The organism is Rhodococcus sp. IEGM 1307, assembly GCF_030056915.1.
GTDB classification, from domain to species: Bacteria; Actinomycetota; Actinomycetes; order Mycobacteriales; family Mycobacteriaceae; genus Rhodococcus_F; species Rhodococcus_F opacus_D.
In genome coordinates this window covers 126,461-142,119 of record NZ_JASHKW010000003.1, presented here as the reverse complement: position 1 = coordinate 142,119, position 15,659 = coordinate 126,461, and the positions used below count along the sequence as shown (strand labels likewise).

General features: G+C 69.4%; 14 protein-coding genes. 12 read left to right on the top strand and 2 right to left on the bottom strand.

The window, feature by feature from the left end; genetic code table 11:
• Genes QM841_RS06890 through QM841_RS06875 form a run of 4 tightly spaced genes read left to right on the top strand, consistent with a single transcriptional unit; the run spans position 1 to position 4,590 of the window.
• Positions 1 to 2,229 carry an acyl-CoA dehydrogenase family protein gene (locus QM841_RS06890; protein ID WP_283331382.1) on the top strand — a complete coding sequence of 743 codons (2,229 nt, stop codon included), beginning with the start codon at positions 1 to 3 and terminating at the stop codon, positions 2,227 to 2,229.
• Between the two features lie 6 nt (positions 2,230 to 2,235).
• Complete coding sequence (locus tag QM841_RS06885) at positions 2,236 to 3,108, top strand: MaoC/PaaZ C-terminal domain-containing protein (protein WP_283331381.1); 873 nt, start codon at positions 2,236 to 2,238, stop codon at positions 3,106 to 3,108.
• On the top strand, positions 3,105 to 3,755 hold the full coding sequence (locus QM841_RS06880) for a PaaI family thioesterase (protein ID WP_283331380.1): 651 nt from the start codon (positions 3,105 to 3,107) through the stop codon (positions 3,753 to 3,755). The genes QM841_RS06885 and QM841_RS06880 overlap by 4 nt, the downstream gene beginning before the upstream one ends.
• Positions 3,756 to 3,774: 19 nt before the next feature.
• A complete protein-coding gene (locus QM841_RS06875; protein ID WP_283331379.1) occupies positions 3,775 to 4,590 on the top strand; it encodes a mycofactocin-coupled SDR family oxidoreductase in 816 nt (271 codons plus the stop codon).
• A gap of 82 nt (positions 4,591 to 4,672) precedes the next feature.
• Here QM841_RS06875 and casG read toward each other — a convergent pair whose 3' ends face one another.
• The gene (casG, locus tag QM841_RS06870; RefSeq protein ID WP_283331378.1) at positions 4,673 to 6,334 is read right to left on the bottom strand and encodes a steroid-24-oyl-CoA synthetase; all 1,662 of its coding nucleotides are present in this window, start codon (positions 6,332 to 6,334) and stop codon (positions 4,673 to 4,675) included.
• 154 nt (positions 6,335 to 6,488) lie between these two features.
• Here casG and QM841_RS06865 point away from each other — a divergent pair, with 154 nt between their 5' ends.
• Genes QM841_RS06865 through QM841_RS06855 form a run of 3 tightly spaced genes read left to right on the top strand, consistent with a single transcriptional unit; the run spans position 6,489 to position 10,277 of the window.
• Positions 6,489 to 7,682, top strand: coding sequence for an NADH:flavin oxidoreductase (locus QM841_RS06865; protein WP_283331377.1), 1,194 nt, complete (start codon positions 6,489 to 6,491; stop codon positions 7,680 to 7,682).
• 26 nt (positions 7,683 to 7,708) lie between these two features.
• Positions 7,709 to 9,376, top strand: coding sequence for a steroid-22-oyl-CoA synthetase (gene casI, locus QM841_RS06860; protein ID WP_283331597.1), 1,668 nt, complete (start codon positions 7,709 to 7,711; stop codon positions 9,374 to 9,376).
• A gap of 13 nt (positions 9,377 to 9,389) precedes the next feature.
• Positions 9,390 to 10,277 (top strand): LLM class F420-dependent oxidoreductase, encoded by an 888-nt coding sequence (locus QM841_RS06855; protein WP_283331376.1) that lies wholly within the window; start codon positions 9,390 to 9,392, stop codon positions 10,275 to 10,277.
• Here the strand turns inward: QM841_RS06855 and QM841_RS06850 are convergent.
• On the bottom strand, positions 10,261 to 10,701 hold the full coding sequence (locus QM841_RS06850; protein ID WP_283331375.1) for a nuclear transport factor 2 family protein: 441 nt from the start codon (positions 10,699 to 10,701) through the stop codon (positions 10,261 to 10,263). The genes QM841_RS06855 and QM841_RS06850 overlap by 17 nt on opposite strands.
• A gap of 139 nt (positions 10,702 to 10,840) precedes the next feature.
• On the opposite strand from QM841_RS06850, the gene QM841_RS06845 reads away from it, so the two are divergent.
• From QM841_RS06845 to QM841_RS06825, 5 genes are read left to right on the top strand one after another with little or no spacing between them, the layout of a single operon-like run.
• A complete protein-coding gene (locus QM841_RS06845; RefSeq protein ID WP_283331374.1) occupies positions 10,841 to 12,007 on the top strand; it encodes an acyl-CoA dehydrogenase family protein in 1,167 nt (388 codons plus the stop codon).
• Positions 12,004 to 12,942: a bifunctional MaoC family dehydratase N-terminal/OB-fold nucleic acid binding domain-containing protein gene (locus tag QM841_RS06840; RefSeq protein ID WP_283331373.1), complete on the top strand. Its 939-nt coding sequence runs from the start codon at positions 12,004 to 12,006 to the stop codon at positions 12,940 to 12,942. The genes QM841_RS06845 and QM841_RS06840 overlap by 4 nt, the downstream gene beginning before the upstream one ends.
• Entirely contained in the window at positions 12,942 to 14,054 is a 1,113-nt protein-coding gene (locus QM841_RS06835) for an acyl-CoA dehydrogenase family protein (protein ID WP_283331372.1), read from the top strand. The genes QM841_RS06840 and QM841_RS06835 overlap by 1 nt, the downstream gene beginning before the upstream one ends.
• Positions 14,051 to 14,482 (top strand): MaoC family dehydratase, encoded by a 432-nt coding sequence (locus tag QM841_RS06830; protein WP_283331371.1) that lies wholly within the window; start codon positions 14,051 to 14,053, stop codon positions 14,480 to 14,482. The genes QM841_RS06835 and QM841_RS06830 overlap by 4 nt, the downstream gene beginning before the upstream one ends.
• Positions 14,479 to 15,657, top strand: a complete 1,179-nt coding sequence (locus QM841_RS06825; protein WP_283331370.1) for a lipid-transfer protein — start codon at positions 14,479 to 14,481, stop codon at positions 15,655 to 15,657. Before QM841_RS06830 ends, QM841_RS06825 begins: the two co-directional genes overlap by 4 nt.
• The last annotated feature ends 2 nt before the right edge of the window (positions 15,658 to 15,659 follow it).

Here is a 15,659-nt window from a genome sequence, read left to right as displayed (position 1 = left end):
ATGACAATGGGATTGACCGAAGAAGAGCGCGACCTGCGCGACTCGGTGCGGGGCTGGGCCACGCGGACCGTGACCCCGGCCGTGCTCCGGGAGGCCGTCGAGGCCAAGACCGAGCAACGACCGCTGTTCTGGAAGTCGTTGGCAGACCTGGGCGTACTGGGACTCCACCTGCCCGAGGACGTGGGCGGGGCGGGGTGCGGGCTGGTGGAACTGGCAGTGGTCACCGAGGAACTCGGCCGGGTCCTGCTACCCGGTCCCTTCCTCCCCACCGTGCTGCTCGGTGCCGTCCTGCACGAGTCCGGGCGTACGGGTGAGCTCTCCGGGCTGGCCGACGGTTCGACCCTCGGCGCGGTGGCCCTGCAGCCGGGCTCGCTGCGTCTCGTCCGGGACGGCGGAGTGGTGACGCTGGACGGTGAGTCCGGGTACGTCCTCGGCGGGCAGGTGGGCGACCTGTTCCTGCTCGCGGCAACCGATGGCGACGAGACCGTCTTCGTGGTGGTCGCCCGCGACCGGCTCGACGTCACCGACCTGCCCAGCCACGACGTGGTGCGTCGCAACGCGACCGCGGCGGCGAACGGATTGTCGATCGCCGAAGACGATGTGCTGCAGATCGATTCGCAACGCGTTCGCGATCTCGCGGCCACCTTGTTCGCCGCCGAGGCGTCGGGTGTCGCCGACTGGGCCGTTGCCACCGCCGCCGACTACGCCAAGGTGCGCCACCAGTTCGGCCGCCCGATCGGCCAGTTCCAGGGGGTGAAGCACCGGGTGGCCCGCATGCTCAGCGTCGCGGAGCAGGCCCGCGTGTGCGCGTGGGACGCGGCCCGTGCGATGAATCCCGGAAGCAGTGCCAGGGCCGCCACGGCTGCGCCGCGCTGCAGTGCGGCGGAGGCATCACTCGCGGCCGCGGTCGCCGGGGCCACCGCACTCGACGCTGCGTTCTCCGTCACCAAGGACTGCATCCAGGTGCTCGGCGGCATCGGCTACACCTGGGAACACGACGCCCACCTGTACCTGCGCCGAGCGCAATCGCTGCGGATCCTGCTCGGGTCCACCGCATCGTGGCGGCGACGCGTTGCCCGCGCGACCCTGGGCGGCGCCCGCCGGGTGCTCGGTATCGACCTACCTCCGGACGCCGAGGGCATCCGCGCCGACGTTCTCGCGGAACTCGCGCCCGCGGCCGCGATGGGCGAGGCAGAGCGCAGGACGTACCTGGCCGAGAAGGGCTACACCGCACCGCACCTGCCCGCACCGTGGGGCAGGGGTGCAGGCGCCGTGGAACAACTCGTGATCGCGGAGGAACTGCGCGCGGCCGCGCTGAAGCCCCACGACATGATCATCGGCAACTGGGTGGTGCCCACGCTCATCGCGCACGGCAGCGAAGAACTGTTGCAGCGCTTCGTGCCCCCCTCATTGCGCGGCGACCTCGTCTGGTGCCAGCTGTTCTCCGAACCCGGCGCCGGATCGGACCTCGCCGGCCTGACCACCAGGGCCGCCAAGGTGGACGGCGGCTGGATGCTGCAGGGGCAGAAGGTGTGGACGTCGATGGCCCGGGACGCGGACTGGGGCATCTGCCTCGCCCGCACGGACGGCTCGGTGCCCAAACACAAGGGACTGTCGTACTTCCTGATCGACATGTCGGGCAGCAACGGTCTCGATATCCGGCCGCTGCGCGAGATCACCGGCGAGGCCCTGTTCAACGAGGTGTTCTTCGACAACGTGTTCGTCCCGGACGAACTTCTGCTGGGCGAACCGGGCGACGGCTGGAAGCTCGCCCGGACGACCCTCGCCAACGAGCGGGTGTCGCTGTCGCACGACTCCTCCCTGGGCTCCGGCGGCGAGGCTCTGCTGACCTTGGCAGGCGAACTGCCCGGCGGCATCGACGACGAACAGCTGACCGTGCTCGGCAAGGTCCTCTGCGACGCACAGTCCGGCGGCCTGATGGGGCTGCGCACCACTTTGCGATCGATCGCGGGCGGGCAACCGGGCGCCGAGTCGTCGGTCGCGAAACTGCTCGGTGTCGAACACATCCAGCAGGTGTGGGAGGTGGCGATGGACTGGGCCGGACCGCGCGCCCTGCTCGGCGACCAGCCCCGCACGTCCGGCACGCAGATGTTCCTGAACTCGCAGTGCATGTCGATCGCGGGCGGCACCACCAACGTCCAGCTCAACATCATCGGCGAACGACTGCTGGGTCTGCCCCGCGACCCCGAGCCCGGAAAGGGAGCGTGACCTGGCATGGCGATCGACGTGGAGGCCGCGCTGACCGTGAAACCGTCCGTACGCGACGTGTCGTGGACCGAGCGCGACGTGATTCTCTACCACCTCGGCCTCGGTGCCGGCGAGAACGCACAGGACCCCGGGGAACTGCGCTGGGTGTACGAAAAGGACTTGCAGGTGCTGCCGACGTTCGCGCTCGTCGCGGGGCAGGGGATCTCGGCCGGCGACGCACCGGCTGCCGGGCTGAGCCTGCCCGGCATCGACATCGACCTGCGCAAGATCCTTCACGGCGGCCAGTCGCTCACCGTGCACGCGCCGATTCCTCCGTCGGGTGAGGCCCGGGTGTCCTCGCGGGTGACCGATGTGTGGGACAAGGGCAAGGCTGCCGTCATCGTGCTCGAACAGACGGCCACCGACTCGGGCGGGAACCCGCTGTGGACCACGGGGATGCAGATCTGGGCCCGCGATGAGGGTGGGTTCGGCGGCTCCCCGGGACCCGAGTCGGTGGCCACGGTGCCGGACCGCGAACCCGACAAGGTGATGGTGTCGCGCACCGGGACGGCGCAGGCCCTGCTCTACCGGCTCAGCGGCGACCTCAACCCGCTGCACGCGGACCCCGATTTCGCGGCCGCGGCCGGGTTCGAAAGGCCGATCCTGCATGGGCTCGCGTCGTACGGTGTGGTGTGCAAGGCCGTCGTCGACGGAATGCTGGACGGCGATCCCACGCGACTGCGCCACTACGCGGTGCGGTTCGCGGGCTCGCTGTACCCGGGCGAGACCGTCGAGACCGCGGTCTGGCACGACGGCGACCGGCTGACCCTGCGCGCGACGTGCCCCGACCGTGACGGGCAACCGGTGCTGACCCAGGCGACGATGGAGGTGAGCGGATGAGCGTCGGTACGCACCCCACGTTCGAGAACAGCCCGTCGGGAACGGTGCTGACGTCACCGCCCGACGGTTCCGCCGTCGACCGGGCGACCGAGGCCGCCCGGCGCGTGGTCGACGCGCTGCTGCGGACCGATCGCGGCAACGCCAACCTCGACCGCGTCGCGGAAGAGCTGAACAGCATCGCCGGGCACCTCGAGGAACACGCGCCCGCCGTCGCCGATCGGCTGATCGACATGTGGAACGGGGAGGGCGTCACCCGGCACGATCCCGTCACCGGACCCGAGAACGCGCTTGCACCGCCCGTGGTCCTCGAGGGGCTGTCCGACGGATCGGTCCGGGGCACCGTCACACTGACCATCCCGTACCAAGGGCCGCCCGGGCACGTCCACGGCGGCGTGTCCGCGCTCCTGCTCGACCACGTCCTCGGCGTCGCCAACGCCTGGGGTGGAAAAGCCGGCATGACAGCGCAGTTGAGCACCCGCTACCACCGCCCGACGCCGCTGTTCGAACCGCTCACCCTGACCGGGAAGCTGATGTCGGTCGACGGCCGCAAGATCACCACCGTCGGTGACATCCGGACCGCGGACGGCCAGGTGTGCGTCTCGGTCGAGGGATTGTTCGTCGACAAGACCGTGCCCCGCCCACGATGACCCCGATCAGGAGCAGACAATGACGTCACCCGGCCGTTTCGAGAACAAGGTCGTCTTCGTCACCGGCGCGGCGCGCGGGCAGGGCCGCGCCGAGGCCGTCCGGTTCGCGTCCGAGGGCGCCGACGTCATCGCGATCGATGCCTGCACCGAATTCGCGTCCACCGCCTATCCCGGCGCCACCCGGGACGACCTGGCCGAGACGGTCCGGCTCGTCGAGTCCACCGGGCGGCGGATCGTCTCCGCCACCGCGGACGTGCGCGACTTCGACGGACTCTCGCGCGCCCTGGCCGACGGCATCGAGCAGTTGGGCCGCCTCGACGTCGTGATCGCGAACGCGGGCATCTGTTCAGGGGCGTTGTCGTGGGAGATCACCGCCGAGCAATGGCAGGAGACGGTCGACGTCAACCTCACGGGAACGTTCCACACCGCGAAGGCGGCGGTTCCGTATCTGATCGAACAGGGTGAGGGCGGCGCCGTCGTCTTCACCAGTTCGGTGTCCGGGTTGAAGGGCACCCCGTTCACCGGCCACTACGTCGCCACCAAGCACGGCATCACTGGGCTCGCCAAGACGATGGCGAACGAGCTCGGGGAGCACCGCATCCGCGTCAACACGGTGCACCCGGCGGGCGTGGACACCGGCATGAAGGTGCGCGACCTGCACCCGCTCATCGCCCGGTACGCGTCGACGCTCGGCTCCATCTACCAGAATTCGCTGCCCTACCGCATCACCCAGCCGGAGGACGTCGCCGCCGTCGTCGCGTGGGTGTGTTCCGACGAGGCGAAATACATCACCGGGGCGCAGATTCCCGTCGACCTCGGCAACCTCATTCGCTGAGGTTCGCGGTTTGTGTTCGCCGAATGTCACAGTGGTGCAGTTCGCCTGCACCACTGTGACATCCGGCGCTCAGCTGCCGGTGTCAGACGGTGATGTCCCGGCGGACCATCTTGCCGGTCGCGTTGCGGGGCAACAGGTCCGTGGTGATCCGCCAGCGGGTCGGGACCTTGAAATACGACAGGCGATCCGCGGCGTACTCGCGCAGTTCCGCCTCGGTGGCCGCGGCCCCCGGTCGCAACACCACGACGGCCGCCACCTCCTGCCCCAGATCCTCGTGGGGCGTCCCGATCACCGCGCACTCGAGCACATCGGGGTGTTCGTCGAGGCACTGCTCGATCTCGGTGGGATACACGTTCTCCCCGCCGCGCAGGATCAGATCCGAGCGACGTCCGGTCAGCCGCAGGCGACCGTTCTCGACGAGTCCGTAGTCGCCGGTCCGGAGCCATCGGCCCGGCGCGATCGCCGCAGCGGTGGCGGCCTCGTCCTCCCAGTAGCCGAGCATCACGAACGGGCTGCGCACGCACACTTCACCCTCGACGCCGTCGGGCAGCCACTCCCCGTACGGGTCGCGGATCTCCATGCTCACCGTGATGATCGGACGGCCCAGAGTGCCCGGAAACTGTTCGAGTTCGGGGGCGGTGGCGACGGCGATCGCGGTACTGCACTCGGTGAGTCCGTAACTGTCCACGAGGGCGTTGCGCGCGAACGGCACCTTCTCGCGCAGCCGTTCCTTGAACGCCACCGACGACGGTGCGGACGCCAGCGAGAACGACGTGAGCGACGACAGGTCGTACTTGTCGAGGTCGTCGTGCTCGACCAGGCGGGACGCCATCGTGGGCACCGCTCCCCAGTTGGTGACCCGTTCCCGCTCGACGAGTCGGAGCACGGCGTCCACGTCGAATCCGCCCTGGTGCATGACGACCGCGCCGCCCGTCGCGAGCCGCGGAACCACCAGATTGTGCAGGCTCGCGATGTGGAACAGGGGAGAGGTCAGGAGGTAGCGAAGCGGACTCGGCATCGCCGGATCGACAGGGCGTCCACTGAACTCGCCGACCACGGCATCGCTGAACCGGTGGTAGTCGACGACGGCCAGAATGTTGCGCTGAGAGTGCAACGCTCCCTTGGGTCTGCCGCTCGTGCCGCTGGTGTAGAGGATGGCGGCGGGATCGTCCTCGTCGACGTCGGTGTGCGGCATCGGGGACCCTGCGTACCGCGCGAAGAGCGCGGGCAGATCCTCCTCCATCGTGAGGACCGGAAGGTCGGTGCCGACCGCCGCGAGCGTCTCGGCGCGCTTCGCGTCGGCGACCACCACAGTGGGGCGACTGTGCGTCAGTCCGTACTCGACTTCCCGCGGAACCCACCAGCCGTTCAACCCGACGCTGATGGCGCCGAGCACCTGCGTGGCCCAGAACGCGACCACCCACTCGGGGGTGTTCGCGGCCAGGATCGCCACCCGGTCACCCTTCCGGACGCCGTGGTCGTCGCGCAGCGCCGTCGCGAGGGCCGCGACCGCGGCGGCGTGCTCGGTGTAGGACATGCGGCGGTCGGCGGTCACGAGGTAGTCGCGGTCGCCCCACCGGAGCGACGTGGTGAGGAGTTCGCCCACCGACCGCCCACGGTTCTTCATCACCGGCATCCGGGTGCCGAGCACCGGCTCCTCGACGAGTTCGAACCGGCCACCAGGTCCGGTGAGACGGGACATCACCTGATCCAGGTGCAACTGTGGATCTGTAGGGGCAGTCATCGGGGCGACCTTTCGTCCTCGGGCACTCGTACCGACACAAGATGGCACGCCGTGACGGGCGCCCGGACGTGGTTACCACTCAGCGAGACTGCCGCGATCCGCGACATCCCGGCGCCGTTACGTTCGACAGCGAATCGCAGCTGGAGGAACTCATATGACGATAGATCTCGACCCGCCCACAGTGAAGGTCGATCCGCTCGCCCCGGCCACACTCGGGCCGATCACTCTGCGCAATCGTGTGATCAAGGCAGCGACGTACGAGGGGCTGACCCCGAAGGGGCTGGTCACCGACGAGCTCATCGAATTCCATCGGCAGCCCGCCGCCGGGGGCGTGGGCATGACGACCGTCGCGTACTGCGCGGTCGCCCCCGACGGCCGGACGTCGCCGGGCCAGATCCAGTGGACCGACGAGACGATGCCGGGCCTGCGGAAGCTGACCGACGCCATCCACGACGAGGGCGCGGCAGTGTCGGCGCAGATCGGCCACGCGGGACCGGTCGCGGCCGCGAAGTACATCGGATCCCCGGCGTTGGGCCCGTCCCGCGCGTTCCGGATGACGACCCAGAACTTCTCCAAGCCGGCCTCTATGGCAGACATCGCCCGGATCGTCGAGGCACACGCCAACGCGGCTCGCCGCGCGGTGGAGGCGGGGTTCGACGCCGTGGAGATCCATTTCGGCCACAACTACCTGATCAGCTCGTTTCTCAGCCCGAAGGTCAACAAGCGCACGGACGAGTACGGCGGATCCCTGGCGAACCGCGCCCGGTTTGCGCTCGAGACCGCCCGCGCCGTCCGCGACGCGGTGGGGGACAGGATCGCGATCCTCGCCAAGCTGAACATGGACGACGGTGTGCCCGGGGGCTTCTGGGTGGACGAGGCCATCCAGGTGGCGCGGTGGCTCGAACGGGACGGTTCGCTGGACGCGCTCGAGCTCACCGCGGGCAGTTCCCTGCTGAACCCGATGTACCTGTTCAAGGGCGACGCGCCGCTCCGTGAGTTCGCCGCCGTCATGCCGCAGCCGACGAAACTCGGAATCCGGTTGGTTGGCAAGCACTTCCTGAAGGAATACCCCTATCGTGACGCCTACCTCCTCGAGGACGCCCGCCAGATCAGAGCCGCCGTGACGATGCCGCTCGTCCTACTCGGCGGCATCACCGGCAAGGCGACCATGGACCTCGCGATGGAGGAAGGATTCCAGTTCGTGGCCGTCGCACGGGCACTCCTGCGGGAACCCGACCTCGTCAACCGGATCACGGACGAGACCCACAACCCCGGTCTGTGCATTCACTGCAACAAGTGCATGACGGCGATCTACGGTGGCACCCACTGCGTGCTCCGCGTGCCGTGAGCGTGCATACCGTGTCGACAGGAGAGATGGAGTTGGAACGCACCACGATCGCCGAGATGCTGCTCGACCGGCTGGGTGACGACAGGCTGGGAGTCCGAACCAGGGAACAGGATTGGACCTGGGACGAGGTGGTCCGCGAGAGTGCGGCCCGCGGGGCCGTCGCGTCCTCGTTGCGGCGCGACGGACCGTTCCACGTCGGAGTCCTGCTCGAGAACACCCCCGAGTTCCTGTTCTGGCTGGGCGGCGCCGCGCTCGCCGGCGCCACGATCGTCGGCATCAATCCGACCCGCCGCGGCGCGGAACTCGAGGCCGAGATCCGGTACGTCGACTGCCAGCTGATCGTCACGGACACCGCGGGGAAGGCGCAGCTCGCCGGTCTCGACCTCGGGCTGTCCGACGACCGGTTTCTGCTGGTCGACGATCCGGCCTACACCGAACGCGTCGCGTCCCACACCGTCGAGAGTCCGGCCTGGGATCCCGGGATCGACGCGTCGACGCTGTTCCTTCTGCTGTTCACGTCCGGCACCACCGGCACGTCGAAAGCGGTGCGGTGCAGTCAGGGCCGGCTCGCCCGGCTGGCGTACGCCAACACCGTCAAGTACGGGCACGTGCGCGAGGACGTCGACTACTGCTGCATGCCGCTGTTCCACGGCAACGCGCTGATGGCGCTGTGGGCGCCCGCACTCGCCAACGGCGCCACCGTCTGCCTGCCGCGCAAGTTCTCCGCGTCCGGATTCCTGCCCGACGTCCGGTTCTTCGGCGCCACGTTCTTCACCTACGTCGGCAAGGCGCTGGCGTACCTGATGGCCACACCGGAGCAACCCGACGACCGGGACAACACGCTCGTCCGCGGTTTCGGGACCGAGGCGTCCCCGGAGGACAAGACCGAATTCGTCCGCCGGTTCGGCGCCGAACTGTACGAAGGGTACGGCTCGAGCGAGGGCGCCGGTTCGGTGACGCTCGACCCCGACGCCCCCGACGGTGCGCTCGGCAGACCCGCGAATGAGAACATCGTCATCGTCGACCCCGACACCCGCGCGGAAAAGGCGCGGGCGCGGCTCGACGAGCACGGTCGCGTACTCAACCCGGACGAGGCGATCGGCGAAATGGTCGACAAGGCCGGCGCGTCGCGGTTCGAGGGCTACTACAAGAACGAGGACGCGATCGCGGACCGCATCCGGCACGGTTGGTACTGGACGGGCGACCTCGGGTACGTCGACGAGGCCGGCTTCATCTACTTCGCCGGCCGGAAGGGCGACTGGATCCGCGTGGACGGGGAGAACACCTCGGCGTTGATGGTGGAGCGGATTCTGCGCCGCCACCCGAAAGTGGTCGCCACCGGCGTGTTCGCCGTCCCGGACCCGCGGTCGGGCGATCAGGTGATGGCGGCCGTCGAGGTGTCGGATCCGACCGATTTCGATCCGGCGGAGTTCGCCACGTTCCTCGGTAGCCAGGACGACCTGGGCACGAAGGCCGCACCGCGCTTCGTCCGGGTGTCGACGGACCTGCCGGTGACGGGATCGAACAAGGTGCTCAAACGAACGCTGCAGGAACAGCGCTGGCGTTGCGACGATCCGGTCTTCCGGTGGGTGGGACGCGGTGTTCCCGAGTACCACGAGATGACCGACAGTGAGAAGGCCGCGCTGGAGCAGGAGTTCCACACGCACGGCCGGCAACGATTCCTGCACGTGTGACGGTGAGGGTGACATGAAACTGGGTGTGGTGGTTCCCGTCGAGCTGGGACGGGCGGGCGAGCCCGAATGGATACTCGAATTCGCGAGGGCCGCCGAATCACTCGGATTCGACGAGATCTCCGCCGTCGAGCATTCGGTCGTTATCGCGGACACGGCGAGTGCCTATCCGTACTCGCCCACCGGCAAGTCGCACCTGCCCGACGACTGCAGCCTGCCGGACCCGCTGGAACTGCTGTCGTTCGTCGCCGGCGCCACGACGACCCTGGGACTCGCGACGGGAGTGCTGGTGCTGCCCAACCACCACCCGGTGGTGCTGGCGAAGCGTCTCGCCACCCTGGACCGGCTGTCCGCGGGGCGTCTCCGCATCTGCCTCGGTCTCGGCTGGATGCGCGAGGAGATCGAGGCCTGCGGCGGCGACTTCGACCGGCGCGGCGCGGTCGCCGACGAGGCGATCGCGGTGATGCGGGCGCTGTGGTCGGGTACCGGCGCCGTCGACTTCGCGGGTGAACACTTCTCCTTCCGCGGTGCCCAGAGCTGGCCCAAACCCCACCGGAATTCGGGAGTGCCGCTCTTCATCGGCGGACACAGCCCGGCGGCCGCACGGCGGGCCGGGCGGCTCGGCGACGGGTTCCAGCCGCTCGGCCTGGCCGGCGACGACCTGGACCGGGCGATTTCCCGGATGCGGGCGGCGGCAGCGGACGCCGGCCGCGATCCCGCCGACGTCGACCTCGTGCTGGGTGCCACGCTGCCGCGGCTGGACGAGGCCACACTCGACCGGTCCCGGGACCTGGGCGCGAATCGGCTCGTGCTGTCGGCGTCCCGGCACGCGCAGTCCCTCGGCCAGGTCATCGACGAGATGGCCGCCTGCTCGGCGCGGTTGGGGCTCAGTCCGGCACGGTGACCGGCAGGTCCTCGCTGAAGTCGACGATCAGTTCGCGCCGGGAGAACTGCCAGCCGGTGTCGCCGAGCACGTACCGGTCGTGGTAGCGCAACGCGATCCGGTTGTCGCGGAATCCGTTTCGTCCGGCATAGACGTGGTGTGCCGTGCAGTACGTCTCGCCCGACGCCGTCGACCCGTCCACGTCGATCACCTGCTGGTGCACGACGTGCCGGGTGGACTGCAGATGCGAGACCGCGTCCACGACGGCGGACGCGAGCACGCCGCTGCCGCGGAGTTCCGTTGCCGCGCCGGTGCCCGTCAACGCGGGCGGGAGGACGAACGTCGCGTCGGGGTCGAACAACGCCGCGAGCGTCGCCGCCTCGCGCCGGTCGACGGCCCGCGCATAGCGGGCGGTGAGTTCGGTGAGAGCGAATCCGGTGGCCATTCCACCATTCCAGCGGACGTGCGGCATCGGCGACAGCCGCCTCCCGCTGACCGAGACATCGGCACCGAGGCGTGGGAGTGCTGGTTAGCGTCCAGAACACCCGTGGCGACAGCCACGAACAGGTTTGAGGAGAACGCCGATGGATGTGAGGGAATCGCCCGGGCAGCGGGAACTCCGGCGGGAGTTGCGCGCCTATTTCGCGGCGCTGTTGCCGGAGGAGACGCGGCGGACCGCGGGTGAGGAGGGTGTGGGCGGAGAGCATTTCCGCGACATCGCGCGGCTGCTGGGCAAGGACGGCTGGCTGGGTGTCGGCTGGCCGGTGGAGTACGGCGGACAGGGACGGTCGATCGAAGACCAATTCGTGTTCTTCGACGAGGTGCAACGCGCCGGACTGCCGTTCCCGTTCGTCACCGTCAACACGGTCGGCCCCACCCTGATGAAGTACGGCACCGAGGAGCAGAAGGCGCGGTTCCTTCCCGGAATCCTGGCCGGCGACATCGTCTTCGCCATCGGCTACACCGAACCGGAAGCCGGCACCGACCTCGCCTCGCTGCAGACCCGGGCCGTGCGCGACGGGGACACGTGGGTGGTCGACGGCAACAAGATCTTCACCAGTGGCGCCAACACGGCCGACTACGTGTGGCTGGCGTGCCGCACCGATGCGGATGCCCCCAAGCACAAGGGCATCTCGATCCTCATCGTTCCCACCGACGATCCAGGCTTCAGCTGGTCACCGATCCACACCGTGGGCGGGCTGACGGTCACGTCGACCTACTACAGCGGGATCAGGGTCGGCGATCAGGACGTCGTGGGCGACGTCGACGGCGGGTGGCAGCTGATCACCGCGCAGCTCAATCACGAACGCATCGGGCTCGCCGCGCTCGGCGGCCGCACGCTCGGCCTGTGGCACCAGGTCCTCGACTGGGCCGGGCAGAACGGGGCACTCGACACTCCGTGGGTGCAGATGGACTTCGCGCGCACGCACGCGAAGCTCGAGGCGATGCGACTACTGAACTGGAAGATGACCGCCGCGGTCGCGCGGGATGCGTTGTCGGGGGCCGACGCCGGCGCCACCAAGACGTACGGCACCGAAACCCACGTCGACGTCTATCGCACGCTGCTCGGGATCCTCGGTGCCGCCGGACGGCTGCGTCCGGGTTCGCCGGGCGCGATCCTCGCCGGCCAGATCGAACAGATCTCGCGTCAAAGCGTGGTGAACACGTTCGGCGGCGGCGTCAACGAGGTGCTCCGCGACATGGTCGGCACCCTCGGCCTCGGACTCGCCCGCGAGACGAGGGTGAAATGAGCGAACTCCTCACCCGGCTCCGCGCCTTCGAGGGACGGACGATCGTCCCGGCCACCTGGGGTCCCGACCCGGTGAACACGCCCATGATCCGGCACTGGGCCGAGGCGATGGGCGACACGAGCCCGGTCTACCTCGACGACGACGCCGCGCGCGCCACCGGCCGCGGCGGCGCCGTCGCACCCGCCCAGATGCTGCAGGTGTGGACGATGCGCACATTCGCCGACAAGATGTCCGGCGCCGACCCGTCACCGGTCTGGACGGAACTGATCGCCACACTCGACGAGGCGGGATTCACGTCCGTCGTCGCCACCGATTCCGACCAGGAATACTTCGCCGAACTGCGCCCCGGCGACCGGGTGAGCACGACCGAGGTGGTCGAGTCCGTCTCCGCGGAGAAGCAGACCGGTCTCGGTGCCGGACATTTCGTCACCACCCTCAAGACGTACCGCAACGGCGACGGCGAGATCGTCGGAACCCAGCGGTGGCGGACACTCCGATTCCGGCCTGCCGAACGTCCGGCCCCGCGCCCGCTTCGCCCGCGGCCCGCTCTCAACGACGACAACGCCTTCTGGTTCGCGGCCGCACGCGAGCACCGCCTCGTCATTCAGCGGTGCACGAGCTGCGGTGTGCTGCGGCACCCGACCGGACCGATGTGTGGGGAGTGCCGCTCCATCGAGTGGGACACCGTCGACGCGTCGGGGCGGGGCACCGTCTACACGTTCGTCGTCAATCACCACCCGAAGATCGATGCCTTCGACTACCCACTGATCGTCGCGGTGATCGAACTCGAGGAAGGCACCCGCCTGATCGCCAACATGACAGGCGTCGAACCCGGTCACGTGCACATCGGAATGCCCGTGGAACTGGACTGGATCGACGCCGACCCGGAACTCACACTTCCCGCGTTCCGGCCCGCTGCATCGGAGGACCACTGATGGATTTCACATTCGGCGAGGAGCAGGAAGCGGTGCGCGGACTGGCCGCGGACGTGTTCGCTGCCACGTCGCGACCCGAGCGGATCAAGGACGTCGAATCGAGCGCCGACCGGATCGACCGGGAACTGTGGCGCGAACTGGCCACCACCGGGCTGCTCGGCATCGCCCTGCCCGAGAATCTCGGCGGCGGCGGCATGGGACTCGCCGAACTGTACGTCCTGCTCGAGGAGCAGGGCCGGACCGTGGCGCCGGTTCCGTTGTGGCCACACATGCTCGGCGCGCTCGCGATCGCCGAGTTCGGGACGCCGGACCAACGCGCCGCGCTGGTCCCCGCGGCGGCCGACGGCGGCCTGATCCTCACGGTCGGGCTCGAGGAGTTCGGACCGTACGTCGCGGGCGATCCGGCGACGACGGCACGCGAGGTGGACGGCCGGTGGCAGGTGCACGGCGCCAAGGCCGCGGTGCCCGTGGCGCACCTGGCCGAACGCCTCCTCGTCTCCGCGACCACACACAGCGGTCCGGCGCTGTTCCTGGTGCGCCCGGGGGCCGCGGGCGTGACTGCGCAGCAGGCGGAGTCGACCACGCACGAGATCTGCGCGAACGTCACGTTCGACGCGGCGCCCGCGGAACCGGTCGGCCCGGCGGACGGTAGCGCGGTGCGGTGGCTGATCGAACGAGCGGAACTGGCGGTCGCTGCCCTGCAACTGGGCGTGGGGGAAGGCGCGGTGCGTCAGGCCGTCACGTACCTCAACGGGCGCACCCAGTTCGGCCGCCCGCTTGCGACGTTCCAGGCCGTCACCCATCAGCTCGCGGACTGTTACATCGACCTCGAGGCCATGCGGGTGACGCTGTGGCAGGCCGTGTGGCTCCTCGCGAGCGGGGAAGATCCGGGAACCGCTGTGCTGGTCGCGAAATGGTGGGCGACCGACGGCGGGCAGCGGGTCGTCCACCGCACCCAGCACGTGCACGGCGGAATCGGCGTCGACACCGACTACCCGGTGCACCGGCACCTGCTGTGGGGCAAACAGCTCGCCGCCACCCTCGGCGGAGCCGGCTCTGACCTGGCACGTCTGGGCGCGCAGCTGGCGGCCGGGGTCGAGGTGGTCGCATGACCGCGACCGTCGGCGCCACGACCTACGACGCCGTCACGATCGGCGACCGGCTGCCGGAGTTGGTGATACCGCTGACCCGCACCCTGATCGTCGCCACCGCCCTCGCCACCCGCGACTTCCAGGACGTCCACCACGACCCGGCGCTGGCGGTGGAGAGGGGGTCGAAGGACGTGTTCATGAACATCCTCACCACCAACGGGCTGGTGGGGCGGTTCGTCACCGACTGGGCCGGACCGGGCCCGTCGCTGCGCCGGATCGCGGTGAAGCTCGGTGCCCCCAACTACCCCGGCGACGCGATGACCCTGACCGGAGAGGTGGTCGCGAAGGACGACGGCCTCGTCACCGTGAAGATCCGCGGCGCGAACAGCCTCGGTGATCACGCCACCGGCACCGTCGTCGTCGCCTGGCCTGCACGAGGAGACCTGTGACCAGCCCCCTGTCGGGCGCCGCCGCCATCGTCGGCATCGGCGCCACCGAATTCTCCAAGCACTCGGGACGAAGCGAACTGCAACTGGCGTGCGAGGCGATCGTCGCCGCACTCGCCGACGCGGGCATCGACCCGTCCGAGGTCGACGGACTGTCCACGTACACCGCGGAGATGAACGGGGAGGTGCTCGTCGCCCGCAACACGGGCATCGGTGAGCTGAAGTTCTTCTCCCGCACCGGTTACGGCGGCGGCGCCGCGTGCGCCACGGTCCAGCAGGCGGCGATGGCCGTCGCCACGGGCATCGCGGACGTCGTCGTCTGCTACCGCGCGTTCAACGAACGGTCCGGTGTGCGTTACGGACTCGGGCAGCACGACCGCCCGATGGACAGCACCGCGGACCGGGCGGCGTACGCCTGGCTGACCCCGCAGGGACTGTCGACGCCCGCCCAGTGGGTGGCGATGTTCGCCCGTCGGTACATGCATCGGTACGGCGCCACGAGTGAGGACTTCGGCCGGGTCGCGGTCGTCGCACGCAAGCACGCCGCCGACAACCCCGCCGCCTGGTTCCACGGGCGGCCCATCACCCTCGACGACCACCAGAAGTCGCGGTGGATCGCCGAACCGCTGCACCTGCTGGACTGCTGCCAGGAAACCGACGGCGGCCAGGCCCTCGTCGTCGTCTCCGCCGAACGCGCGAAGGACCTCCGCACCATCCCGGCGATCGTCAAGGCCGCCGCGCAGGGCTCGGGCAAGGACCAGCACATGATGGCCAGTTACTACCGGCCCGACATCACCGGAATACCCGAAATGGGCCTCGTGGCCAGGCAACTCTACCGGCAGAGCGGTCTCACGCCCGACGACGTCTCGGCGGCGATCCTCTACGACCACTTCACTCCGCTCGTCCTCCCGCAACTCGAGGAACTCGGGTTCTGCGACCCGGGCGAGGCGAAGGACTTCATCCGGGACGGCAACCTCGAGGTCGGCGGCCGACTCCCGGCGAACACCCACGGCGGCCAGATCGGCGAGGCCTATCTGCACGGCGTCAACGGGATCGCCGAGGCGGTTCGCCTGATCCGGGGAACGTCGACCACCCAACCGGACGGCATCGGCAACGTGCTGGTGACCGCGGGCACCGCCGTGCCCACCAGCGGCCTGATCCTGGGCAGAGAGGACTGATC

Coding starts and splice junctions, on each gene's coding strand:
- QM841_RS06835 (WP_283331372.1), top strand. CDS start 12,942: ATGGATTTCACATTCGGCGAGGAGCAGGAAGCGGTGCGCGGACTGGCC.
- QM841_RS06855 (WP_283331376.1), top strand. CDS start 9,390: ATGAAACTGGGTGTGGTGGTTCCCGTCGAGCTGGGACGGGCGGGCGAG.
- QM841_RS06875 (WP_283331379.1), top strand. CDS start 3,775: ATGACGTCACCCGGCCGTTTCGAGAACAAGGTCGTCTTCGTCACCGGC.
- QM841_RS06890 (WP_283331382.1), top strand. CDS start 1: ATGACAATGGGATTGACCGAAGAAGAGCGCGACCTGCGCGACTCGGTG.
- QM841_RS06880 (WP_283331380.1), top strand. CDS start 3,105: ATGAGCGTCGGTACGCACCCCACGTTCGAGAACAGCCCGTCGGGAACG.
- QM841_RS06885 (WP_283331381.1), top strand. CDS start 2,236: ATGGCGATCGACGTGGAGGCCGCGCTGACCGTGAAACCGTCCGTACGC.
- QM841_RS06845 (WP_283331374.1), top strand. CDS start 10,841: ATGGATGTGAGGGAATCGCCCGGGCAGCGGGAACTCCGGCGGGAGTTG.
- casI (WP_283331597.1), top strand. CDS start 7,709: ATGGAGTTGGAACGCACCACGATCGCCGAGATGCTGCTCGACCGGCTG.
- QM841_RS06850 (WP_283331375.1), bottom strand. CDS start 10,701: ATGGCCACCGGATTCGCTCTCACCGAACTCACCGCCCGCTATGCGCGG.
- QM841_RS06840 (WP_283331373.1), top strand. CDS start 12,004: ATGAGCGAACTCCTCACCCGGCTCCGCGCCTTCGAGGGACGGACGATC.
- casG (WP_283331378.1), bottom strand. CDS start 6,334: ATGACTGCCCCTACAGATCCACAGTTGCACCTGGATCAGGTGATGTCC.
- QM841_RS06830 (WP_283331371.1), top strand. CDS start 14,051: ATGACCGCGACCGTCGGCGCCACGACCTACGACGCCGTCACGATCGGC.
- QM841_RS06865 (WP_283331377.1), top strand. CDS start 6,489: ATGACGATAGATCTCGACCCGCCCACAGTGAAGGTCGATCCGCTCGCC.